General features: G+C 47.4%; 19 protein-coding genes. 18 read left to right on the forward strand and 1 reads right to left on the reverse strand.

Translation table 11 applies throughout. The features are described from left to right. The 11 genes from AWM72_RS05900 (at position 1) to AWM72_RS05950 (ending at position 14,160) form a co-directional block, all read left to right on the forward strand. Positions 1-765, forward strand: coding sequence for an ABC transporter ATP-binding protein (locus AWM72_RS05900; RefSeq protein WP_067974746.1), 765 nt, complete (start codon positions 1-3; stop codon positions 763-765). A 1-nt stretch (position 766) separates the two neighbouring features. Continuing rightward, positions 767-1,474, forward strand: coding sequence for an ABC transporter ATP-binding protein (locus tag AWM72_RS05905; protein ID WP_067974749.1), 708 nt, complete (start codon positions 767-769; stop codon positions 1,472-1,474). 133 nt (positions 1,475-1,607) lie between these two features. Further along, positions 1,608-2,249, forward strand: coding sequence for a glycoside hydrolase family 73 protein (locus AWM72_RS05910; RefSeq protein WP_067974752.1), 642 nt, complete (start codon positions 1,608-1,610; stop codon positions 2,247-2,249). 76 nt (positions 2,250-2,325) lie between these two features. After that, positions 2,326-2,982, forward strand: a complete 657-nt coding sequence (locus AWM72_RS05915; RefSeq protein WP_067974756.1) for a GntR family transcriptional regulator — start codon at positions 2,326-2,328, stop codon at positions 2,980-2,982. Between the two features lie 610 nt (positions 2,983-3,592). Next, a complete protein-coding gene (locus tag AWM72_RS05920) occupies positions 3,593-6,067 on the forward strand; it encodes a UvrD-helicase domain-containing protein (RefSeq protein ID WP_067974760.1) in 2,475 nt (824 codons plus the stop codon). A gap of 20 nt (positions 6,068-6,087) precedes the next feature. Continuing rightward, positions 6,088-8,082 carry an NAD-dependent DNA ligase LigA gene (gene ligA, locus AWM72_RS05925; protein ID WP_067974766.1) on the forward strand — a complete coding sequence of 665 codons (1,995 nt, stop codon included), beginning with the start codon at positions 6,088-6,090 and terminating at the stop codon, positions 8,080-8,082. Positions 8,083-8,149: 67 nt separating this feature from the next. Next, positions 8,150-9,283, forward strand: coding sequence for a CamS family sex pheromone protein (locus AWM72_RS05930; protein WP_067974770.1), 1,134 nt, complete (start codon positions 8,150-8,152; stop codon positions 9,281-9,283). 185 nt (positions 9,284-9,468) lie between these two features. After that, positions 9,469-9,774 (forward strand): Asp-tRNA(Asn)/Glu-tRNA(Gln) amidotransferase subunit GatC, encoded by a 306-nt coding sequence (gene gatC / locus AWM72_RS05935; RefSeq protein ID WP_067974773.1) that lies wholly within the window; start codon positions 9,469-9,471, stop codon positions 9,772-9,774. Next, positions 9,774-11,228: an Asp-tRNA(Asn)/Glu-tRNA(Gln) amidotransferase subunit GatA gene (gene gatA, locus AWM72_RS05940; RefSeq protein WP_067974776.1), complete on the forward strand. Its 1,455-nt coding sequence runs from the start codon at positions 9,774-9,776 to the stop codon at positions 11,226-11,228. Before gatC ends, gatA begins: the two co-directional genes overlap by 1 nt. A gap of 11 nt (positions 11,229-11,239) precedes the next feature. Then, complete coding sequence (gatB, locus tag AWM72_RS05945; RefSeq protein ID WP_067974780.1) at positions 11,240-12,667, forward strand: Asp-tRNA(Asn)/Glu-tRNA(Gln) amidotransferase subunit GatB; 1,428 nt, start codon at positions 11,240-11,242, stop codon at positions 12,665-12,667. Between the two features lie 233 nt (positions 12,668-12,900). Beyond that, a complete protein-coding gene (locus tag AWM72_RS05950) occupies positions 12,901-14,160 on the forward strand; it encodes a YkvI family membrane protein (RefSeq protein WP_083272434.1) in 1,260 nt (419 codons plus the stop codon). 129 nt (positions 14,161-14,289) lie between these two features. Here the strand turns inward: AWM72_RS05950 and AWM72_RS05955 are convergent, their stop codons facing one another. Continuing rightward, entirely contained in the window at positions 14,290-14,652 is a 363-nt protein-coding gene (locus AWM72_RS05955; protein WP_067974786.1) for a TIGR02328 family protein, read from the reverse strand. 118 nt (positions 14,653-14,770) lie between these two features. On the opposite strand from AWM72_RS05955, the gene AWM72_RS05960 reads away from it, so the two are divergent. The 7 genes from AWM72_RS05960 (at position 14,771) to AWM72_RS05990 (ending at position 24,261) form a co-directional block, all read left to right on the forward strand. Then, positions 14,771-15,598 carry an exodeoxyribonuclease III gene (locus tag AWM72_RS05960; protein WP_067976588.1) on the forward strand — a complete coding sequence of 276 codons (828 nt, stop codon included), beginning with the start codon at positions 14,771-14,773 and terminating at the stop codon, positions 15,596-15,598. Between the two features lie 396 nt (positions 15,599-15,994). After that, positions 15,995-17,476, forward strand: a complete 1,482-nt coding sequence (locus AWM72_RS05965; protein WP_067974789.1) for a C40 family peptidase — start codon at positions 15,995-15,997, stop codon at positions 17,474-17,476. A gap of 227 nt (positions 17,477-17,703) precedes the next feature. Next, positions 17,704-18,411: a response regulator YycF gene (gene yycF, locus AWM72_RS05970; protein WP_067974791.1), complete on the forward strand. Its 708-nt coding sequence runs from the start codon at positions 17,704-17,706 to the stop codon at positions 18,409-18,411. Positions 18,412-18,414: 3 nt separating this feature from the next. Next, a complete protein-coding gene (gene walK, locus AWM72_RS05975) occupies positions 18,415-20,277 on the forward strand; it encodes a cell wall metabolism sensor histidine kinase WalK (RefSeq protein WP_067974794.1) in 1,863 nt (620 codons plus the stop codon). Then, positions 20,274-21,740 (forward strand): YycH family regulatory protein, encoded by a 1,467-nt coding sequence (locus tag AWM72_RS05980; RefSeq protein ID WP_067974797.1) that lies wholly within the window; start codon positions 20,274-20,276, stop codon positions 21,738-21,740. Before walK ends, AWM72_RS05980 begins: the two co-directional genes overlap by 4 nt. A gap of 10 nt (positions 21,741-21,750) precedes the next feature. Continuing rightward, on the forward strand, positions 21,751-22,599 hold the full coding sequence (locus AWM72_RS05985; RefSeq protein ID WP_067974801.1) for a two-component system regulatory protein YycI: 849 nt from the start codon (positions 21,751-21,753) through the stop codon (positions 22,597-22,599). 12 nt (positions 22,600-22,611) lie between these two features. Beyond that, positions 22,612-24,261 carry a DUF2207 family protein gene (locus AWM72_RS05990; RefSeq protein ID WP_067974804.1) on the forward strand — a complete coding sequence of 550 codons (1,650 nt, stop codon included), beginning with the start codon at positions 22,612-22,614 and terminating at the stop codon, positions 24,259-24,261. The last annotated feature ends 5 nt before the right edge of the window (positions 24,262-24,266 follow it).

Raw genomic sequence — 24,266 nt, forward strand, 5'->3', positions numbered from 1 at the left:
ATGACTTTGCTAAAAGTAAATCAATTGACCAAAACATTTGGTGGTTTGACGGCTGTCTCCGATGTCAATTTAGAAATCGAAAGTAATGAACTGATTGGTTTGATTGGTCCAAACGGGGCTGGGAAGACCACACTCTTTAACTTGATTACTGGGGTTTACGAACCGACCAGCGGCAATATTGAATTTGCTGGCCAAGATATTTCCGGAGCGAAACCTGAGAAGATTAACCAGGCAGGTATCGGCCGGACCTTCCAGAATATTCGACTCTTTGCCAATCTAACGGTTTTAGAGAATGTACTGATTGCCCTCCATACAGAACATGGGGCTGGCTTCTTGACTAGTGTCTTGCGTTTACCCGCTTACTACCGGAACCGCAACCAGCTCTACCGCCGGGCCATCGAACTGCTCGAAGTCTTTAACCTAGAAGATCTGGCGAATGAGAAGGCTAAGAACCTCGCTTATGGACAGCAGCGGCGTTTGGAAATTGTGCGGGCCTTGGCAACTGAACCGAAGTTACTCTTCTTGGATGAACCAGCTGCCGGGATGAATCCGCGTGAAACGGCAGAATTAACCGAATTAATCCACCGCATCAAGGATGAATTGGGGATTACGGTAGTCTTGATTGAGCATGACATGTCCTTGGTTATGAATATCTGTGAACGCATTTATGTTCTAGAATACGGCAAGGTAATTGCAGAAGGGAACCCAGAAGAAATTCAGTCGGATGACCGCGTGATTAAAGCATACCTAGGAGGTGTCGATTAAAATGTTAGATATCCGAGATATCCATGTCTCATACGGCATGATTGAGGCTCTCAAAGGAATTGACCTCAAAGTTGAAGAAGGACAGATTGTTTCCTTGATTGGTTCGAATGGGGCGGGTAAGACGACGACCCTCAAGACCATTTCAGGTCTCTTGCGGCCCACGACAGGGGAAATCTTATTTGAAGGTAAGCCCCTACAGAAGATGTCGACCATCCAAATCGTCCGCAATGGGATTTCTCAGGTTCCAGAAGGCCGTCATGTCTTCCCTAAGATGACCGTCTATGAAAACCTCTTGATGGGCGCTTATTCACGGACCGACCGTTTACAAATCATTGAAGATATTGAACATATGTTTGAGTTCTTCCCCATTCTAAAGGAGCGCTTGAACCAAGATGCGGCGACCCTTTCCGGTGGGGAACAGCAGATGCTAGCTATGGCCCGAGCTCTGATGGCCAAGCCAAGGTTACTCTTACTCGATGAACCCTCCATGGGGCTTGCGCCAATTATTATCCAACAAATCTTTGAGATCATTCAAAAGATCCACAAAGAAGAAGGGACAACGGTGCTCTTGATTGAACAGAATGCCAAGTCTGCCTTAGAAATCTCAGACTATGCTTATGTGCTTGAAGTCGGTCGGATTACGGCAGAAGGTCGCGGCAGCGAACTCTTAGATTCAGAAGAAGTCCAAAAAGCCTATCTGGGGGGCTAGGAAGCCTTCCATTCACTGCATCCTTGCAGGCAGTCTGCCTGGGCAAAGGGTGCAGTTTTTTGCTTGATGGGCCGGCGACCAAAGTTTCTTTTTCTTGTTCAATTGTGTAAAATAGAAGGAGAGGAGGAATGCTATGGCAAAGCGCAAAAAGTCTCGCTTAAAAAAATTTAAATTAGGTAAGCAGCCAGCTCGCTCGCGGAGGCAGAAAATCCTCCTTGGAGCGCTTTTTGTCTTTGCGCTAGGGCTCCTAATTTGGCCATCTATAAGATTAGAGAGTCATGAGGAAGATCAGACGACAGAGGAATTTTTGGATGAGATTGGGCACTATGCGGCCGCCAATGCCAAGGAATCCGGCGTTCTCCCCAGCTTGGTGGTAGCTCAAGCAGCCATCGAATCGGACTTTGGCCGTAGCCAGCTCGCCCGCGACTATAATAACCTTTTTGGGCGGAAGGCTTATGGGAGTGAGCGGGCGGTCCACTTGCCTACCCAGGAATATACGGCGGCTGGTTATGAGACGGTGGAGGCCCCCTTTAAGGTCTACCCCTCTTGGAAGGCAGCGGTAACTGACCATGGGCGTTTGATGCAGGAGGGAACCGATTGGAATCCAGACCTCTATCTGCCGGTGCGTCAAGCTGAAGATTACAAGACAGCGGCTTACGCCTTGCAGGAAGCAGGTTATGCAACAGATCCTCACTATGCAGAAAAATTAATTGAAATCATCGAAAGCTATGGTTTAACAAAATATGATAAGCTAGATAAAAATACAATATTTTAAACTTTGCATTTTTAATTCTTTGTGCTATATTAAAAGTAAGTTAAAATCAACTAACAGTCGATTGGAGGGGAATTTGGTGGCCAAGACGCAAAGCTATAAAGATACTGCTTATGAGTATCTTAAAGAACGTATAGATAATAATATTTTGTTGCCTGATACCCACTTGAAGGAAGTTGAAATCGCCAACAAGTTAGGGATGAGCCGGACGCCTGTACGTCGTGCAATGGCCCAACTTGAAGAAGAAGGTTATGTTAAGATTGAACCTTATAAGGGAGCGGTTGTAATCAAATCTTCTTTAACTTCAACGGCTATTGTCGAGCGGCTACAGTTTGTTGAGCTGATGGCTATGCACTTATTCCAACACATGCAAAATAAGGATATTCATGTAGACAAGGAAGAATTGCATGAGATAGTTGAAGAAATGGAACGAGGACGAGAGTCGGAAGATGATGCAACTTATTATGCGGCAGAGTTCAAGCTCTTTCGCTTTTTAGCCTTCTATCATTCCAACTCTTACTTCCGTCAAATTGGCTTAAGTACTATTGCCACCTTGCATGAACTTTATTTAAAAAATGTCAAAGCAGACCAACGTAATTTCACAAAAGAACGGAACGAAACCTCGGACGTCTATCCCGAATTCATCCGTGCTATAGAAGAAGCAGACTACCCCAACGCCCGCAAACAAGTAAGAATATGGATGAACCAACTCATCCTCAACCAAATCAATAGTTAACGAAGGGTGTGAGGGAGCGCGGGTAGAAGTGGACCTCTGGAGCAAAGTGCCAGAGAAGACTGCAAGTCTTCGGCGGCACTTTGTGAAGAGGAGCCACTTCTGCGCGACCGAACCCGACTAAAAAAGGGTGTGAGACTTGGCGTTTAGACTCGGATGATTGGAGCAAGTCAGAATAAGAGCGAAACATTCGCTCGTTTCTGACTTGTGAAATCACTTCGAGTCTGCCAAGTCGAACCCGACTAAAAAAAGGGTGTGAAGGCTGGCGCTTAGCTTTCGTTCACTGGAGCAAGTCACCAGAGTAGTCAACCAGACTGCGGCGGAGACTTGTGAAGTGACACGAAAGCTGCCAGCCTGAACCCAACTAAGCAGGGTGTGAGAGGATGCGGGAGAAAGGGAGCTCTGGAGTAAGAGGCCAGAGAAGGCTGGAAGCCTTCGACGGACTTTTATGAAGAGGAGCCCTTTCTGCATCCTCGAACCCAACTAAAGTAAAGCTACCCCAAAAGAAGGCCTTTGATCAGGCCTTTTTTTCTTGTCTTGATGGGTCCCTGGAGATTGAAGGGGCGAGGGATAAATGATAGACTTGAGAAGTATTTAGTGAAGGGAGACTAAGATGGCAAGCAGGGAAGATTTAATTCAAGGACTCAACGATAAACAAAAAGAAGCTGTACAGTGTACCGAAGGACCGCTCTTGATTATGGCTGGGGCAGGCTCGGGTAAAACCCGGGTCTTGACCCATCGGATGGCCTATATTCTAAGCGAGAAGGATGTCCGCCCTTGGAACCTACTGGCGATTACCTTTACCAATAAGGCCGCAAAAGAAATGCGCGAGCGGGTGGACCAGTTGATTGGTCAAGGCGCAGAGGCCATGTGGGTGGCAACCTTCCACTCCATGTGTGTCCGCATCCTCAGACGGGAAGCAGAGGCAATCGGGCTTTCGCGTTCCTTCACCATTGCTGATCCGGCTGAACAGCAGACCTTAATTAAACAAGTGATGAAAGACCTCAACTTCGATACGACTAAGTTCAAGCCCCGGATGATCTTGGGTAAGATTTCGGATGCTAAGAATAATTTGCAGACACCTGACCAGTATGCTGACACGCATTCTGGCCTGATTGAAGATATCGTGGCTAAGTGCTATGTAGCCTATCAGAAACAATTATTGGCGGCTCAATCCTTGGACTTTGATGATTTAATCATGTATACGGTGCGCTTATTTGAAGAACAGAAGGAGGTTTTGCGCTACTACCAGCAGAAATTCCAATATATCCATGTAGACGAATATCAGGATACTAACGAAGCCCAGTACCGCCTAGTTAAACTATTGGCTGCTTACTTCAAGAATATCTGTGTAGTGGGAGACGCCGACCAGTCCATCTATGGCTGGCGGGGGGCTAATATGGAGAATATCCTAAATTTTGAAAAAGATTATCCCGAAGCCAAAGTCGTTCTCTTGGAACAGAATTATCGGTCCACTAAGACGATCCTGGCTGCAGCTAACAACGTGATCGGTCGCAACCAGAAGCGCAAAGAAAAAGATCTCTGGACAGACAATGACCAAGGCGAGAAGATCCATTATTACCGGGCACAAACGGAGCAGGATGAGAGTTACTTTGTTATTGAAGAAATTAAAAAGGCCCTCCAAAAAGGCTACCAATACAAGGATGTGGCTGTCCTCTACCGGACCAATGCCCAATCACGGGTGGTCGAAGAAAACCTGGTTAAGGCTAACCTGCCTTACCGCATTGTCGGGGGCTTGAAATTCTATGACCGCAAAGAAATTAAAGATATCCTAGCTTATTTACGCTTACTGGCTAATCCCCAAGACAATCTCAGCTTTACCCGGGTAGTGAATGTACCTAAGCGGGGCGTAGGGCCAGGCAGCTTGGATAAATTGCGCCATTTTGCCAGTGACCAGGGCTTGACCCTCTTGCAGGCAGCAGGTCATGTTGATTATGCACCGATTTCAGGTAAGGCAGCTAAATCGCTGAAAAATTTTGCGCAGATGCTAGCTGACCTTAACCAGGAACGAGCTGAACTCAGCATCCGCCAACTAACAGAGAAGCTTTTAGACCAATCTGGCTACCAGGAAGACTTAGAAAATCAGAAGACTCTGGAAGCTCAGACACGCTTGGAGAATATCCAGGAATTCCTCTCCGTTGCGGATGAATTTGATAAGCGTTGGCGGGAGGAAGCGGGCGACCGGCAAGCAGCAGCGGCGGCTGATGACCAAGGCCAGCCGGTCCAAGTGGAAGCTATCCAATTGCCAGAAGGTCCTGGACCATCGGCTCAAAAGCAAGAGGCAATCAGTCTCTTTGGCGATGACACCTTGGACCGCTTATTGGATGAGGAAGATTTAGCGGCTCCTGAACTTGAGGAAGACCGTTTACTAGCCTTTCTCACCGACCTCTCCCTGGTATCAGATACAGGCGAAGAGGAAGAAAGCGCTAGCGGCCAGGTGACCCTGATGACCCTCCATGCGGCTAAGGGATTGGAATTTCCTATTGTTTTTATGATCGGTATGGAAGAAGGTCTCTTCCCCTTGTCTCGGGCAGCTCAAGACCCAGATGAATTAGAGGAGGAGCGGCGCTTGGCCTATGTTGGGATTACCCGTGCTGAAGAGAAACTCTATCTCAGCAACAGTTACAGTCGCATGCTCTATGGTAAGCGTGAAGCCCATGCCCCCTCACGCTTCATTGAAGAGATCGATGCTGAACATCTCGACCAATCCGCTAAGCAAGCGACCAGCTTTTCCTTCGACTTTGGCCAGAGCCAAGCCAGGAAAGCCGGTTCTTACCGCAATTACCTCAAAGGCAAGCAGCAGGAACGGGCAGGGGCTCAGACTTATTACGACCGACAAGGCAAGGAAGCCAAGCGGTCCGTCTTTGACAAGCCGCAAGGTCAAAGCAAGTCAGCTGACCAAGAAACCGCCTGGCGAGTTGGCGACAAGGCCCAGCATAAGAAGTGGGGCCTAGGCACCGTTGTCAAAGTGACCGGCGAGGGGAATGACCAAGAATTAGATATTGCCTTTAAAGCGCAGGGAATCAAACGCTTGTTAGCAGCCTTTGCGCCGATTGAGAAAGTTTAAGAAGGAGGGGTCAAAAGCCAGTGGATGCTAAAGAAGAAATTCGAAAATTGACCGAGCAATTGAACCACTATGCCTATGAGTACTATGTCTTAGACCAACCGAGCGTGACTGATGCGGACTACGACCAAGCCTATCGACGTTTAGAGGACTTGGAGGCCCGCTATCCAGATTATATTCAGGCTGATTCACCGACCCAACGCGTTGGGGATAAGTTAGATAATCGTTTTGAGAAGGTCCAGCACCCCACGCCGATGTTATCTTTGGGGGATGTCTTCGACCGTCAGGAATTAGAAGACTTCATGGCTTCTGTGGAACGGGGTTTAGGCTTTATGCCCCGCTTTGTTTGTGAAATGAAGATTGATGGTCTGTCGGTTTCGATTCGCTACCAAGAGGGGGCCTACCAAGGGGCGGCTACCCGGGGCGATGGCACGGTAGGCGAAGATATTACGGCGAATGTGAAGACGATCTCGGCCGTGCCGATGCGCTTGCGGGAGGCCCAAGACCTGGAAGTGCGCGGGGAGATCTATATGCCCAAGGCTTCTTTCAAACAGTTGAATGAACAGCGTGAAGAGGCAGGACAAGCCACCTTTGCCAATCCCCGTAACTCGGCAGCTGGTTCGGTCCGCCAACTCGATCCTAAGGTCACGGCCCAAAGAAAGCTGAATGTCTTTCTTTACAGCGGCGTCTTTGATGAGTCATTGGGTGTCTCTAGCCAGTCTGAACTCCTGGCCCGTTTGCCCGAGCTGGGTTTGCGGGTTAACCCTAATTACCGGATCTGTCAGACAGCTGAAGAAGTTTGGGCTTATGTGGATGAGGTCCAGGAGAAGCGTCATGAACTCGCCTATGAAATCGATGGTATTGTGATTAAGGTGGATCGTTTTGAAGACCAGGAAGCTCTAGGTTATACCGTCAAGGCACCGCGCTGGGCCATTGCTTACAAGTTCCCAGCCGAACAAGCTCAGACCGAATTAAAGGATATTGAGTGGACGGTAGGGCGGACTGGGGTCGTCACTCCAACAGCGGTGATGACGCCTGTTCTCTTAGCTGGTTCAACGGTGCAGCGGGCCAGCCTCCACAATGCCGACTTGATCCAGGACAAGGACTTGCGTTTGGGCGACCAAATCATTATCCATAAGGCAGGGGATATCATCCCCGAAGTGGTCCGTGTCTTAGAAGACGAACGGCCAGCTGATAGTCAGCCCTATGCAATTCCCGAAACTTGCCCCGTTTGCGGCAGTGATTTGATCCATTTAGAGGATGAGGTTGCCCTGCGCTGTGTGAATCTAGCTTGTCCGGCCCAGGCCAAGGAGAAGCTCTACCATTTTGTATCCCGCAATGCCATGGATATCAGTGGGGTAGGCCCCCGTTTACTAGAACAGCTTTATGACCGTGACCTAGTCGGCGACCCTTCAGACCTCTACCAATTAGATAAGGAAAGTTTACTCGATCTCGATAAGGTAGGCGATAAATCTGCTGATAATATCTTGACGGCCATTGAGGCTTCCAAGGCGAATTCTCTGGAACGCTTGCTCTTTGCCCTCGGTATCCGCCATGTCGGAGCCAAGGCCGCTAAAGACCTGGCCGCTCATCTTCCTAGTATGGAAGAACTGATTGCAGCTGACAAGGCCTCCTACCTAAGCATTGATGGGATCGGTGAAATTATCGCTGACTCACTTGAAGAATTCTTCGCAAATGATGAGGTTCTAGCCTTGATTGACCGCTTGCGTGCAAGTGGACTCAATATGACTTATTTAGGTGCTAGCCCGGAAAGCGTCGCCGACCAGGATTCCTTCTGGCAAGGTAAGACAGTGGTGCTGACCGGCAAGCTTGACCAGTATACGCGCCAGGAAGCTAAGGCAGCCATCGAAGCCTTGGGTGGTAAGGTAACCGGGTCTGTTTCTAAGAATACGGATATTCTCGTTGCTGGCGCTGATGCAGGGAGTAAGCTGACTAAGGCTCAGGATTTGGATGTGACGATTTTTACAGAAGCTGATATGGTTGACCGTCTCGATTAAAGACCTGGCCAGAGAATTATGCTAAAATAAGAGAAACTAGTTTTTATAATAAGGGGAAAAATGAGTCATGAAACGATTACACCATAAATTGGGCTTGCTCGTCTGTCTGGCCCTGGCTCTTGCGGGCTGCCAGGGTCCAGACCAGGCCGAGGAAGGTCAGGCCCAGGAGAGCAGTGGGCAAGCCTCGCAAGCTGAAGAACAAGATGCCCCGGCTCTTTCCATTAACCATTACCCAGCTGCGATTGAAGACGGCCATTATAAGATGAGCGAGAGTCGGGGCTTGATGGCCCGGCCAAGTTCAGAAGCCAACCTACGCAACTTTGAAGAGGGCCTCTACCGGATCGCAGAGGGGCAATTCTCGACGGAAGAATATTACTTCCAAGAAGGTCAATTGATTACACGAGAAATGGCCAACCAGTGGCTAGGGGCTAAGACTAAAGACAATCCGGAGGGGCTCAACCCCGAAGGCAGTGCCTCGGATAAGCGAGAAGATTACCAGCCTAAGTATCTCAACAGTATTCTAGAATATAATTTCATGAAAAAAGATGCTGAGGATAACTACCAGCTGGAAGGAGTCACTATCGGTTTGGCTCTCAATTCAGAAGATACCTTCAGCAATGGAGAAAGCCAGGAAAAAATAAGTATCGACAAGGACCAAGCCTTGGAACATGGCAAGCAGATTGCAGAAGAAGTGGTGGCACGGATTCGCAAGGATAAAAAATATGCCAAACTTCCTATTCAAGTGGCCCTCTTCTACAATGGCCCTACCGATAGTTTAGCTGGTGGATCTTATGCTTCAGAAGTGGTTTCGGTAGCTGGGACGGCCTTCTCGGACTGGGAGAACTATGACACCCAGCACCTGGTCTTCGGCGTTGACGATGCGGCAGCTGAGGAGGATAATGTAGCCTTTGCGCGTTTCACTTCCGAAGTTGAAGATTTCTTCCCTCGCCTGAGTGGCATATCTGGGGTAGGAACATATGAAGAAGGCCGCTTGAGCCAGATTGATATTGAAATCAATACCCAGTTCGATGGCTATTCAGAGCTCGTTGCCCTGGTCCAACATACCATGAACACGGCCAATACAATCTTTAGGAACAATCGAGGAAGTATTACTATCCGCGTGGAAGGACCGAGTGGCATACGTGCTATTATGGAAAGGCAAGCGGGCGAGAATAACTTCACTTATGAAATGATCTCCTAAAGACTTGTAGGATCCTTGCCGTTGTGACCCTTTTCTGATTATGATAAAATAAGAAGGATGACAGTCTTTGCTGGAGCTTTTCCAGTTAAGATGTGGCCTTGAACCACCATCTTTTGCTCAACCAGCTCAGTCAAATTTTGACCTAAATGTAATGTTATAAAGTAAGCGACTAAGGAGGCGACAACATGGAAGTAAACAAAGATTTAATTCAGCATGTTGCAAAATTAGCAAAATTATCCTTTACGGATGAGGAAATTGATAAAATTACCGACAAATTCGAAAATATTATCCACATGGTAGACCAGTTAGAGGAAGTGGATACAACAGATACGCCGATTATGACCTGGGGGATTGATCTGGAAAATGTCTTGCGCGAAGATGAGCCCGTACCAGGCCCTGGCGCTGACGTGCTCTTGAAGAATGCGCAAACCCCTCGTGATGGTTTTATTGGTGTACCAACAGTTATCGATGAAAGTGAGGACAATGCCTAATGAGTAAGAGATTTGAGGAAACAATCCGTGGCCTGAACCAGCAATTAGTCGATGGCGACATTACAGCTGTTGAACTGGTTGAAGAGACCATCGCTCGCATCAAAGCTTTAGATGAAACTTACAATGCTTTTATCACTCTGAATGAAGAAGCGGCACTCGAAGCTGCTAAGGCGAGTGATGAAGCCGGCTACAGCACCGACCGTCCCCTACAAGGGATTCCTTTGGGGATTAAGGACAACATTGTGACGGAAAACTTGCGGACAACAGCGGCTTCCCGGATGTTAGAAAATTTTGTTCCAGTCTATAATTCAACGGTCTGCGACCGCTTAGAAGCTGCTGGTGCTATTATTATCGGTAAGTTAAATATGGACGAATTCGCTATGGGCGGGTCTACGGAAACTTCTTATTTCGGTCAAACCCGCAACCCATGGGATACCGACCGGGTTCCTGGTGGTTCTTCCGGTGGTTCAGCTGCGGCTGTCGCTGGGGGCGAAGTCGTTGCGGCCCTAGGTTCTGATACTGGGGGGTCTATCCGCCAACCGGCTGCTTTCACAGGGATTGTTGGTCTAAAACCAACTTATGGCCTGGTTTCTCGTTGGGGGCTGATTGCCTTCGGGAGCTCCTTTGACCAGATTGGGCCAATGACCCGGACGGTGGAAGATAATGCCATTATTCTCGAAGCCATTGCTGGCCATGATGACCACGACTCAACGACAGCTGACTTGACAGTACCTAAATATAGCCAAAACCTCGATGACGGCATTGAAGGGCTCAAAGTCGCTGTACCAAAAGAATTCTTCGCTGAAGGCGTCGATGAAAAGGTACAAGAAAATGTCCGTCAAGCCATTGCTAAATTAGAAGAATTAGGGGCTATTGTTGAAGGAGTCAGCATTCCTCACTTGAAGTACGGTATTCCTGCTTACTATATCCTCGCTTCATCAGAAGCTTCTTCTAACCTCCAACGTTTTGACGGTGTCCGCTACGGCTACCGAGCAGAAAACGTTAAGGACCTAGAAGATCTCTATGTGCGCACACGGTCTGAAGGTTTCGGACCAGAAGTTAAGATGCGTATTATGCTGGGAACTTTTGCCCTTTCTTCCGGTTACTTCGATGCCTACTTCAACAAGGCAGGTAAGGTGCGTTACCTACTCCGTCAAGAGCTGGCTTCGGTCTTTGAAAAATATGATGTCATTGCAGGACCTGTCTCCACGACACCCGCTTATAAATTGGGTGAGCGCGTCGATGATCCTCTACAAATGTACATGGCTGACCTCTTAACCGTGCCGGTCAACCTAGCTGGCCTGCCAGGCATGTCGGTTCCAGCCGGATTTGATGAAGATGGCTTGCCAATTGGGCTCCAATTAATTGGTAACTACTTCGATGAATCCACGCTCTACAAGACGGCTTATGCCTTCGAACAAGCAACTGACTACCAAAGTAAACACCCAGAATAGGAGGAAACAGCGTGAATTATGAAACAGTCATTGGTCTGGAAGTCCATGTCGAATTAAAGACCAAGTCTAAAGTTTTTTCTAGTGCTCCTACCAGTTTCGGAGCTGCCCCAAATGAGAATACCAATGTGGTGGACTGGGGCTATCCAGGCGTTCTGCCTTTCACTAATAAAAAGGCTGTTCATTATGGCTTAAGAGCTGCGACGGCCTTAAACTGCCAAGTGAACCCACGTCAATACTTTGACCGGAAGAACTACTTCTACCCAGATAACCCTAAAGCTTATCAAATTTCTCAATTAGATAAGCCACTGGGTGAACATGGTTATGTCGATATTGAAGTCAATGGAGAGACCAAGCGGATCGGGATTGAACGAATCCACTTGGAAGAAGATGCCGGGAAGAGTATCCACTCTGGCCAAGGCTCTCTGGTTGACTTAAACCGCCAAGGGACACCCCTTGTTGAAATTGTTTCTGAAGCAGATATGCGCTCGCCTGAAGAAGCCTATGCCTATCTTGAAAAGATTCGTGAAATCATGATGTTTATCAATGTTTCCGATGTGAAGATGGAAGAAGGCTCGATGCGTTGCGATGCGAATATTTCCCTCCGTCCTTATGGGCAAGAAGCTTTCGGAACTAAGACCGAAATTAAGAACTTGAACTCCTTTAACAATGTGCGTCGCGGCCTGGCTTATGAAGAGAAACGCCAAGCTCAGGTTCTTAACAGCGGTGACCAAATCTTACAATCTACCCTACGTTGGGACGATGCCAATAACAAGACAGTCTTGATGCGGGTTAAGGAAGGAGAAGCGGACTACCGTTACTTCCCAGAACCTGATCTGCCTCCATTTACAGTGAGCCAGGAAGAATTAGACCAAATCAAGGCTGACATGCCTGAGATGCCAGACCAACGCCGTAAACGTTACATTGAAGAATTCGGTCTGCCAGAATACGACGCCAAGGTCTTAACCTTGACCCGTGAAATGTCTGAGTTCTTCGACGCCACGCTAGCTGCGGGCGCCGATCCGAAGCAAGCGTCGAACTGGTTGATGGGCGAAGTCTCTGCCTACCTAAACGATAATGCCAAGAGCCTTGACGAAATCGGCTTAACAGCTGATAACTTAGCGGAAATGATCCAACTTATCCAAGACGGGACGATTTCTAGCAAGATCGGGAAGAAAGTCTTCAAACACCTCGCTGAAGAGGGCGGGTCTGCTAAGGCCTATGTTGAATCAGCAGGACTGGTTCAAATCTCTGATCCTGAACAATTAGTGCCAATGATTAACGACGTCATTGATGCCAACCCTCAATCCTTGGAAGACTACCAAGCTGGTAAGAAGAAAGCAATGGGCTTCTTAGTTGGTCAGATTATGAAGGAAACGCGCGGTCAAGCCAACCCACAAGTTGTCAACCAATTGCTTAAAGAAGAATTAGATAAGCGTTAAGACTGATTCAAATAGCTCCCTTGTCTTGGACAGGGGAGTTTTTTTCTTGCCTCATTTTAAAATCGGATGTCCTGTTTATTAAGCGATAGCTGGCTTGCTAGTGGGTCCGTCTAAATAATAGGTCAAACACTTTTTCCAAAGAGAGTCCTGCCCTTATTACTGGTATTAAAATAAATTGCCATTATAATTAAAGTAAAGAAAACGTTAATGTTAATGAAGGGAAAGGGCTTACTATGGATGCTAAAATAAAAAATATGTTCCACATCGGCCTAGCCTACTTGGGTGTTATCATTGGGGCAGGATTTGCGAGTGGTAAGGAGATGCTGCAGTACTTTGTTAGTTTTGGCAAAGAGGGAATTTGGGGTGTGGCCCTGTCGGCATGCCTCTTTGTTATTGGGGGGATCGTCCTCCTTCAGTTTGGCTCTTACTACAAGGCCCAGGAGCACAGCGAACTTTTCAACCATATTTCTTCGCCCCTGGTGTCAAAAATTATTGATTTTATCATTAATATGAATCTCTTCTGTACGGGCTTTATTATGATTGCGGGAGCGGGGACTAATCTCAACCAGCAGTTCGGCTTGCCCATCTGGGTGGGGGCCTTGATCTTGTCGGGCCTGGTTATAGTCACTGCCTATATGGATGTGGACCGAGTGACGACTTTGATTGGTGCCATTACGCCTTTTGTCATTGTTTTTCTGATTGGGATCCTTATCCATACCCTGATCCAACAGCCTCTGACCTTTGAGGAGGCGATGGCACTATCAGCTAGTCAACCGACGACTCTGCCGAATTGGTTGATTTCGACTCTGAATTATTCCTGCCTGGCCTTGATGCTAGCCTTGTCCATGGCAGTTGTGATTGGTGGGGAACAGTACAGTCCCAAGCAGGCAGGTTTTGGCGGGCTCTTCGGAGGCCTCTTGGTTGGTGCCCTCCTCTTCGCTTCCTTCTTCTCCATTAGCTTGAATATCGACCAGGTGGCAGGGTCATCCATGCCCCTCTTAGCCCTCTTCAACGCTATTAATCCAACGCTGGGCTTGGTCATGGCGCTGATTATCTTTGGTATGATTTACAATACAGCCATCGGAACCTACTATGCCCTAGCCAAGCGGGTGTCGAGAGCCCAACCAGAAAAATTCAGCCGCAATATGATTTTTTTAGTAGCGGTTGGTTTTGTCCTTTCTTTTATTGGTTTTGAAACCTTAGTGGCCTATCTCTTCCCCTTTATTGGCTATTGTGGCTTCTTCGTGATTGCCCTATTAATCATCCAATGGGGCCTACGTTACCGCCACATTCATAAAGAGAGCGGCATTCGCGAACGTTTACTGGAACATGAGGAGCGGCGCTTATCGGAGGACTATGACTTTGACCGGGAGGACGCTGCCCAGATGCGCGACCTTTACGATGAATCGCGTGTGGATAATAAGGAACTATATGATGAAGTGACTGAAATTGGTCAAGAAGAATTTGGTGAAGATGCGGCTCCTCAAGACTAAGATTGAGTACCAGAGACTGAAACAGACTAATACCATACAAAGCCCCTGCTCAACACTTGCTGTTAAAAGCAGGGGCTTTGTATGGTATTCTTCCAAATAAATGAGCTGCTTGATGTGTCAAAGGCTAACTTAAAGTTTGATCCCCTTATTTCTGAGGTTAGCTAGGCACTCGTCCATATAAGCCGCATCGTGTTCGGGAAAGATGGGCTGGCTGATAGGAACTGCTTCTAAATTAGAGTAGGGCGCACACTTCTTGCCCCGATAATTCTTATCTTCCCAAGCTGGGTCAGGATGGTAGCCCCGAGCCTTCATTTCACCGATAACGAGCTGGTGGTAGGCATAGAGCCGGTAGGGGGAATAGTTAAAAACATAGTCGACCGTTGCGTGTTTCTTCCCCCAGCCGCCTCCACGCAGTGCAGCACACTCTCGGTGCTGGCCTAGGAGCTGTTGGCGGGGTAAGGCTGGAATCAGGTCCTGGTGCCAGAGTCGCATATCAAACGCCCTCCTTTGTAAATAGTTTAACATAGTTCTGTTCGAGCTTTAATTAGAAGGGGTGGAGAATTTTATGTTAAACTGGATGCACGATTACACGAAGGAGTTATTTTAAATGATGAAATTTATTTCTTGGAATATTGATTCGCTGAATGCAGCACTTACGAGTGATTCGAACCGCGCTCAAATGTCCCGGGATGTCTTAGCGACTATCCAGACTTATGAGGCAGATGTTATTGCCATCCAGGAGACCAAGCTATCGAGCAAGGGGCCGACCAAGAAGCACCAGGAAGCCTTGGCTGACTGGTTCCCCGGTTATCGCTATGCCTGGGTTTCATCGGTTGAACCTGCCCGCAAGTCCTATGCTGGCAATATGGTCCTCTTTAAGGAAGCTTTAGATCCTATTATTAGCTATCCCGAAATCCAAGCACCGGATACCATGGACCAGGAAGGCCGGCTGATTACCCTAGAATTTGAAGACTTTTATTTCAACCAAGTCTATACCCCAAATGCAGGGAATGGCCTTAAACGTCTAGCGGACCGTCAAGTTTGGGACCAAAAATATGCCGACTACCTAGCTAGTTTGGATGAAGACAAGCCGGTGATTGCGACGGGAGATTATAATGTCGCCCACCAGGAAATTGACCTGGCCCATCCTGAGAACAACCGACGTTCAGCTGGTTTTACAGATGAAGAACGCCAAGGCTTTACGCGCTTGTTAGACCGCGGCTTTACGGATACCTTCCGCTACCTCCATGGCGATGTGGAAGGGGTCTACTCTTGGTGGGCCCCACGTGTCAAAACCAGTAAAATCAATAATTCTGGTTGGAGGATCGATTACTTCTTGACCAGCGACCGCCTCAAAGACCAGGTCCAAAAATCGGAAATGATTCATTCTGGTGACCGTCAGGACCACACGCCAATTTATCTTGAAGTCGACTTATAGAAAGGATGCGCCATGCAGAAACGATATCCTAAATTCTTCCTAGCAGTTTTCATTATCCTCGTTCTCGCGACCATCTTCTGGCTAGCCCGGGGCTAAGTCATAGACAAGCAAAAAATTAGAGGTTAAGTTTACAGTTATGTTACAAAAGAGTGAATTTTCTTTGAATTTCAAAGCGTTTAGTAAGAATTTGTAAAAATTAATAAAGACCTTTAAAAGCTTAGAGCAGGGAAAAGAGGCTGTCATCAGCTTTATCCGCATATTATTTAAAAGCCGTCAAGACTTTTTTTGCAACAAAGTGAAATAATTTGTAATCTAACTGTTATCCCAATTTGGGGAAAAGATGGTTATAATAATAGAGAATTAAATTTTGAGTAAAACTCAGGGGGTAAAATTTAAATGACTAAATTGAAAACTATGGTAGGAACTTCATTAGCAACGACCACAGCTTTACTAGCTTTCGCACAGACCGCGTCTGCTGATGAATTATATAAAGTAAATGCCGGCGACACCTTGTCAGCTATTGCAAATAGCTTCGGAACAAGCGTTGACGCTATTGCTAAAGAAAACAATATTAAAGATGTTAACCATATCTTAGTGGGCCAACAATTCAATATCCCAACTGAAACGGTTAAAATCGACACTCAAGCTAGCCAAGCTGCTAGTCAAGCTGCAGATGCTGTTTACCACGTTCAAGCTGGTGACACTTTAAACCAAATCGCAGCTAAGTTCAATACAACGGCTGACGCTCTCCGTCAATTAAACCAAATCAGCGGGGACCTCATCTTAGTTGGTCAGCAATTAAAGGTTAAGGGTCAAGTTGAAGCGGCTCAAAATACCCAAGCTGATCAAGCAGAAAATGGTAAAGTACTTGCTGACACAGTAGCTACAGAAGCTCCTGTTGTTGAAAAAGAAGCTCATGTGATTACCATTAACGGCAATACCTATACTGTTAAGGCAGGGGATACCCTTCCAGCAATTGCTCAAGCTGCAGGAACTAGCGTTGAAAGCTTGCGTGCCTTGAATGGTTTATCTAGCGACTTTATTTACGCTGGCCAAGTTCTTGTACTTTATCCTGAAGTAGAAGAAGCTCCAGCAGAAGAAGCTCCAGCAGCTGCTTACCAAACTGCTCCAGAAGACGCTGAAGAAATTGTGATCGCTCAACCTGCTAAAGAAGAAGTTGTGGCTCAACCTGCTAATCAAGTAGCTCAAGAAGAAGTAGTTGCCCAACCAGCAAGCCATAACCAAGAACAGGCTCAAACTGAAGCTCAAGCAGCTGAAGCCAAGGCCCAAGAAGAAGCCCAAGCAGCCGAAGCTCAACGCCAACAAGAAGCTCAAGCAGCTGAAGCTCAGCGTCAACAAGAAGCTCAAGCAGCCGAAGCTCAGCGTCAACAAGAAGCTCAAGCAGCCGAAGCTCAACGTCAACAAGAGGCTCAACAAGCTGAAGCTCAACGTCAACAGGAAGCTGCTCAAGCTCAACAACAACAGCAACAACAAGCCCAACAAAATAAGCAAGGAAACCAAAATGTCGTAGCAACTGCTCGTCAATACACTGGTGTTCCTTATGTATGGGGCGGTAAGACACCTAACGGCTTTGACTGCTCAGGGTTCACTAACTATGTTTACCGTGAAGCAACTGGCCAAGACATCGGTGGCTGGACAGTTCCTCAAGAATCAGCTGGTCCAACTATCGCTGTTAGCCAAGCTCAAGCTGGCGACCTTTACTTCTGGGGGAACCATGGTTCTAGTTACCACGTAGCGCTTGCTACTGACAGCCAAGGGGGCTACATCCACGCACCTGCTCCAGGCCAAACTGTAACAGAATCTAACGTTCAATACTTTGCACCAAACTTCGCAGTAAGCATGCAAGCTTATCAATAAGATTTGAATCAAAAAAGTCGAGACCTACCCCGCTCGACTTTTTTTCTATATATAGTCCATCGGCTGGTGATCTGCCAAGCAAACCGATGGACTTTTTTGTGCTATCATGGGAGGAGAGTCCTTGGCTCCGGGTGAAGAATTGAACTTTAGCTGGGCTCAAGGTATAATAGATTAATGAAAAAAGCGCTTGAATCGTCTGTTAATTCATGAATTAAAGGAGTGCAAACATGAAAAAGGTGTTAATCGTTGATGATGAAAAAGCCATATCTGATATCATCAAATATAATTTAGAAAAAGAAGGCTATGAGACCTATGTCGCCTCAGATGGTGAGATGGCTTTGGATTACTTTGAAGAATATGAACCAGACTTGATCTTATTAGACCTCATGCTGCCTAAGAAAGATGGGATTGAGGTTTGCCGGGAAATTCGCAAGGAGAGCCAAGTCCCTATCATTATGCTGACGGCCAAGAGCGATGAAATTGACAAGGTGCTAGGGCTTGAGATGGGGGCGGATGACTATGTGACCAAACCCTTCTCCAACCGGGAGCTTTCTGCCCGTGTCAAGGCTAACCTACGTCGTTCAGCTATTGCAGCTGAACCGGAAGCTAAGGAGGAAAAGACCCACAATATTGAAGTAGGTGACTTGGTCATCCACGAAGAGGCCTATATGGTGTCTAAGAATGGGGAAGATATTGAGTTGACCCACCGTGAATTCGAACTTCTCCACTACTTAGCCCGCCATATTGGTCAAGTGATGACCCGGGAGCACCTCCTGCAAACTGTTTGGGGCTATGACTATTTCGGGGATGTGCGCACCGTGGATGTGACAGTCCGCCGACTCCGGGAAAAAATTGAAACGTCACCTTCCCATCCTGAAATTTTGATGACTAGACGGGGCGTCGGTTACTTCATCCAAGACCTCAACCAGGAGTAAGCCATGGCGAAGAAAGGCATCCCATTTTATAAATCGGTCCTCTTTAAGATTCCGATGATCTTTATCCTTGTGGTGCTCCTCTCGCTCCAAATTATTGGGGCTTATTTTATCAAGCAGCTCGAATCTGAAATGCTAGCTTCTTTTGATGAGCAGGTTAGTGTGCAGATGAGCTTCTTGGAGGAAAGTGCCCGGCCCATATTGGATGATGACAACTTGGATAACCAGGAGAAGGCGGACCGTCTAAATACGATCTTTCACCGCTTCAATTCTAATAATATCTTGGAGTCTCAGATTTTGGACCGCAATGGCTTTTTGGTGGCGAGCTCCAGCCCCAACAGCCAGGCACACTTGGGTCAACGGGTGACCAGGGAGGATATCGACCAGACCCTCTACAATAATACCGCTTCTTCGCGTGAAATTTATGATGCCGAGCAGAATATCCGGGTCAAACAGTATGTGGCGCCTATCCTATCTTCGGATTCTTCGGGACAATTGGTCGGCGTATTAAATCTGCGGGTCAATATTGAGAGCGTTTACCGGCAGATTCAAAACATTATTATCATCTATTTGACCTCATCGGCTGTTTCCCTCTTATTTACTATCGTCTTGGCCTTCTTGATTTCAACCGGGATTACCCGCCCGCTCAAGGCCATGAAGGACCAAGCCGAGAAAATTGCGGATGGGGACTTCAATGGACAAGTTCAGGTTTACAGTGACGATGAAATCGGTAACCTGGCGGAATCTATCAACTACCTGTCTGTTCGCGTCAAGGAAGCTCAAGAGTCCACTGAGTCGGAGCGTCAGCGTCTGGATTCGGTGCTCAAGCACATGACCGATGGGGTAATGGCAACGGACCGGCGGGGGCGGATTATCCTCACCAACCGTAAGGCCCTGGACTTTATCTCAGCCTCAGAAGAGGAAGTGATGGGTCACTCCATTATGGAAGTCCTCAAATTACAGGACCGCTATACTTTCCGTGAGCTCTTTGATAGTAATGACGAGATTCTAATCGACATGTCCACCCCTGACCAAGAATCGGTGATCAAGGGTGAGTATTCGATCATCCAGCGGGACAGTGGCTTTATCTCTGGCCTAGTCTGGGTTTTGACAGATGTTACCGAACGGGAAAAGATTGAGCGCGACCGCCGGCAATTTGTTTCCAATGTTTCCCATGAATTGAGGACACCATTGACCAGTGTGCGGTCTTATAGTGAAGCATTGGCAGATGGGGCGATAGCTGACCAAGACCTGGCGGTAGAATTTCTGGGCGTTATCCAAAACGAAACCGACCGGATGATCCGGATGATTGGCGACCTCCTCCACCTATCTAATATGGATTCGGGTAAGGAGCAATTGAACTTTGAACTGGTTTCCTTTACGGCCCTGGTCTCCCATGTCCTCGACCGTTTCGATATGATGATGCAGTCTGGGCAATTTGGGACTGACCGTTCCTTTACCATTGTCCGTGAATTGGCAGGGGATGATTACTTTGTCGAGATTGACCAGGACCGAATGACCCAGGTCATTGATAATATTATTAATAATGCCATTAAGTATTCACCGGATGGCGGAACGATTACGGTTCGGCTGATGTCGACCCACAATGAAGTCACCCTCAGTGTCCAGGACCAAGGATTGGGCGTGCCACAGAAGAGCATTCCTCATCTTTTTGACCGCTTCTACCGGGTAGATAAGGCCAGGTCCAGGGCCCAAGGTGGGACTGGTCTGGGCTTAGCCATCGCCAAGGAAGTGATTGAGATGCACCATGGCCGCATTTGGGTCAACAGTATTGAGAATAAGGGGTCGACCCTCTTTGTCAGTCTCCCTTATGTTGAATTCTATGGAGAGGATGAGTGGGGCGAATGAGAAAACATTGGGGACGTTTTGTTAATATCATTTTGATCTTACTCGTTGCCTTTAGCCTCTTAGCAACTTTTGCTATCTTTAGTCCGACTTTTCGGGTCTTCAATGCCTTCCCAGGCTTTGGACAAAATAAAGACCAAGACCAACAGCAAGTGGCTACTGGGACACTCAATGTGACCCAGCCTAGTTCAGCTCCCTTACAGGTTGTCTTCTCGCCTAAGTCCGTGGTGCGTCACACTAAGGAAGAAGGTTATGTGAAATCTTTCAATCCCGACCTGATTAAGCAGCTGACCCAGCCTCTCTTTGACTTGTCGAAGACCATTGATGCCGGGAAGATTAAAGAAGAGGAGTCGGAAGACCTCCGCCAAGCCATCGATAAGAAAGATTTTGTGGAATTTGAATTCTCGGATGAAATCCCCATGGCCTTCTTGCTTAAAGGGGCGCCTGAACTCGATAAATCCCACCGCGATTATGTCTTTGACCGGATTATTATGACAGTCGACGATCCCAAAATTTATTTATTGAGTGAAAAAAACGACAAGGCTTTTACCGTGGAGGCCCAAGAAGAAGGCCCCATCCAAACCATCCAAGACCAGCTCAACCAGGATAAGTCGACTTTTTATGCCGTCCAACCCTTTGAGTGCCGAGAAGGGCGCATCTATTTAAGTAAGGAAGCTCAAGAATTGGATATCCTGACTTATATGGTTGAGCGGCAACCGATTAATTTCTACTTGAACAAGCTCTTTCCTTCACCGGAGAATATTCATGATTATAGTGATGCTAACTATTCTCGCTATTTTTCCGATGGTAAGAGCCTGCTTTTGGACAATAATACCTTGGAATTGGTCTATGCGAGTGACGGTAGCGATGGGGAAGCCCTCCAGCAGGATGAAGCCATCCAAGAGAGCTTTAACTTGTTAAAAGACTTCCAACCTGCTTATGATTCTTGGAAGTTTACGGACTTTAGTGGGCAAAACCAGCAGATCGTCTTCCGTAAATTTATTGCGGGCCTCCCTGTCTTCGGGCCCCACAATGTGTCGAAGATCAAGCTAAAGATCTCTGACCAGGGCTTACTAGGGCTGAACCTGTCAGCTTTGACTATTCAAACGCCTGTGACGCCCTTGTCGGCACCCGTCCGGCTAATGAGCGGCAAGGATGTCGTTAGAATACTGGCAGAGAATAACTATTCGACCCAGGAGATTGATATGATCCAACTCGGCTACCGTTGGGTGAGAAGCGATAAGTCCAATGCCCTGGTGGAATTAGTGCCTAGTTGGCATGTCAAGCTGAAGGGACGCTGGCATATGTTGGATAACTTGGTGGATATGTCCAAGTACAAGGACCTCCAGACCATCCACCTAGACACTAAAGAAAATATCAATATGCAGGGACTCACCGATCACAAGGACCGCGAAACTGGCGAAGAATCTGAAGATATTTCGCTTGATCAAGAACAAGAAGATTAGGAGGAAAGTCATGGATTTTAGACGTATACAGTACATACTCATTGTGACTTTCTTAATTTTAGATCTTTTCTTATTGAATATCTTTGTGGGAAAGAATTCCGTTTACTTTCTCAATGACTATAACCGGTCCACAGCCCCTAGCGTGCAGAAGGAAATGAATCTGGAAGAGCTAACAGAAACCTCGGTGTCAGATGAGACGGGGGAATTGCCTTTCGTTGCTGGTCAATTAGACTTAGAAGCCTGGCAGGAAGAGGCTGAGAAGTTAACGGACCAGGAAGTGACGGTGGACTCCAAGGGCCGGCTCTTTAGTAAATTAGACCGGCCTATTCCGGTCGCTAGTCTCCAAAAAGGAACGGCAGAAGATGCCTGGTCTGTCAGTGATTTTAAAGAAGTCAATGACTTTAAAGACAGCTCGCAGCTTTTAAATGGTAAGGATTACCAGTTCGCCTATTATAATCCCCGCAAGTCGACCATTACCTACTACCAAGAAGCCTATGACGGCCACGGTATTATTGATGGGACTGGGGACTTAATCTTCCACCTTAATGACAAGCAGGAAGTCGACGCCTATGAGCAGAGCTATGCTGGGGAGACCCAAGTCCAGGGCGAAGACCGCCCCTTAATTTCTGAGAAGCAAGCGATTGAGAACCTCTACCTCAATGATGAGATTCCCAATAAGGCAACGGTAGTTAAGGTTAAGATTGGCTACCGGACCAGCTTAGCCTTAGACCAGCTTCATATGTACAAACCCATTTGGACCATCTATATCAGACACAGTGATGATGAAATTGAAACAGAATATGTGGATGGTATCAATGGGACAATTATTCAACCGCAGACCACCAATACCGGGACCTAGGAAGGAGCAGCCATGATCAAAACTTATCTCAAAATAGGCTTTAGCATCTTAGTTTTATGGCTAGGGCTCTTCCTGGCTGGCCCCGTTCAAGCTAAGGAGCTGAAGATTACAGATTATCAAGTCGAACTGGCAACGGATGAACATGGCGTGATTAAACAAAATGAAGTAATCACTTATGATATCCAAGGTCAAGTGGACCAGCTCCGCCACCAAATTGCCCTAGGCGATGTGGGGGAAGTGGAGAGTTTGAAGATTGACATGCGGAGTGCCGATGCCAAGTCCGCCTTTCCCTTTGCCTTGAGCGATTCTCACGAAGTTGGCACCTTCTTTGCCCAACAGGATGATAGCATGCTCCAGGTCAATGTTTTCAACAAGATGAGCGACAGTCAGCAGATTGCTCGCTACCAGTCCACCATCAACCGAACTTGGACGAACTATGGCAACTATGCGATCTTGAGCTTACCCCTCCTATCAGCGCCTGGGACTGTGGACGAAGCCCGCATCCGCTTGAAATTTCCTAAGCCCGTCAAGGCCCAGGATGCTCAGATCTTAACGACTCCCCAGCAGAAGACCCACTGGCGCTGGGTCAATGACCAGGAGTTAGAGATCCAAGTCCGGGATAAGGGAGCAGGCGAAAGCATTCTTCTGGAAGCCTATATTCCTTCTCAAGTCTTGGCCAACAATCCGACAGTAGGCCCTGAAAGCAAGGGCCAGTCCATCGTTCAAGAGATGGACCAAGAAGCCGCGCAAAGAGCCAGCAAGCTCAGACGCCAATCGGCCTTTATTTGGGGTATGGCAGCTCTCTTGGCAATCCTCTTAATTATTCTAGCTTATTTCCTAGGCCGGGATAAGCACCGTTTAGCCCAAACAGCACCGGCCAGCCATTTAGCCTTAGACCAAGTCCATCCCTACCAAGTCTTGGCTTTGAACTCTAAAGCAAGGGCTAAGGAGCGCTTTTATGGCAGCCTCTTTAGCTTGTACCAGGATGGCTTGATAGATCTAGTGGCCCAAGCTCCAGCAGGCAAGAAAAAAGTGGACTTATTGGTCGTTCGCCAAGCTGATCAGGCCGCCAGGGGCCAGGACCAGGCCTTGTTGACTGCAGGGCAAAAGTTAGGAGAGGGGCAAAGCTTCTATGTTTCCGACTTATTAGCTGATAGGTCTCTTAAAGGCTCCTTAGCCAAAGCCCAGGCTAAAGCCTTTAAGAGGGTAAAAACCGAGTCTTTTCCCGTCTCTGGCCGCAATAAGTGGTACCGGCTCCTGCTTGTGGGCTATTTAATCTTAGCTATGGCAGCAACACTAGCTGCCCTGCTCTTGATGCTAGAGATGGATACCTCTTATGGGGCCCTCATCGTCTACGGCCTTTGTCTGCTTTTGGCCCTGGTTTTCTACCGACGCGCTTTGCCGATCTATACATCCCAGGCTCTCTTTAAACGGCGCGCCATCAAAAAATTAGTCCATTATTTGACCAAGAAGGAATGGACTGACCAAGAGATCAATCGATCCGAAAGAGAGCTAAGCCAGCTTTACTTGCTCTCTTGGTTTACAGGGACCAATGCTTTGTACTATAATAAACTAGTAGCTAGCGGACGTTTACCGCGCCAGCTTCAGAACTGGCCGGACGTCCTGTACGATAAAAAATTAAGTGATATGATTTGGAAATAAAAGCG

The sequence above is a fragment of the Aerococcus sanguinicola genome (assembly GCF_001543145.1).
In the GTDB taxonomy this organism is placed as follows: domain Bacteria; phylum Bacillota; class Bacilli; order Lactobacillales; family Aerococcaceae; genus Aerococcus; species Aerococcus sanguinicola.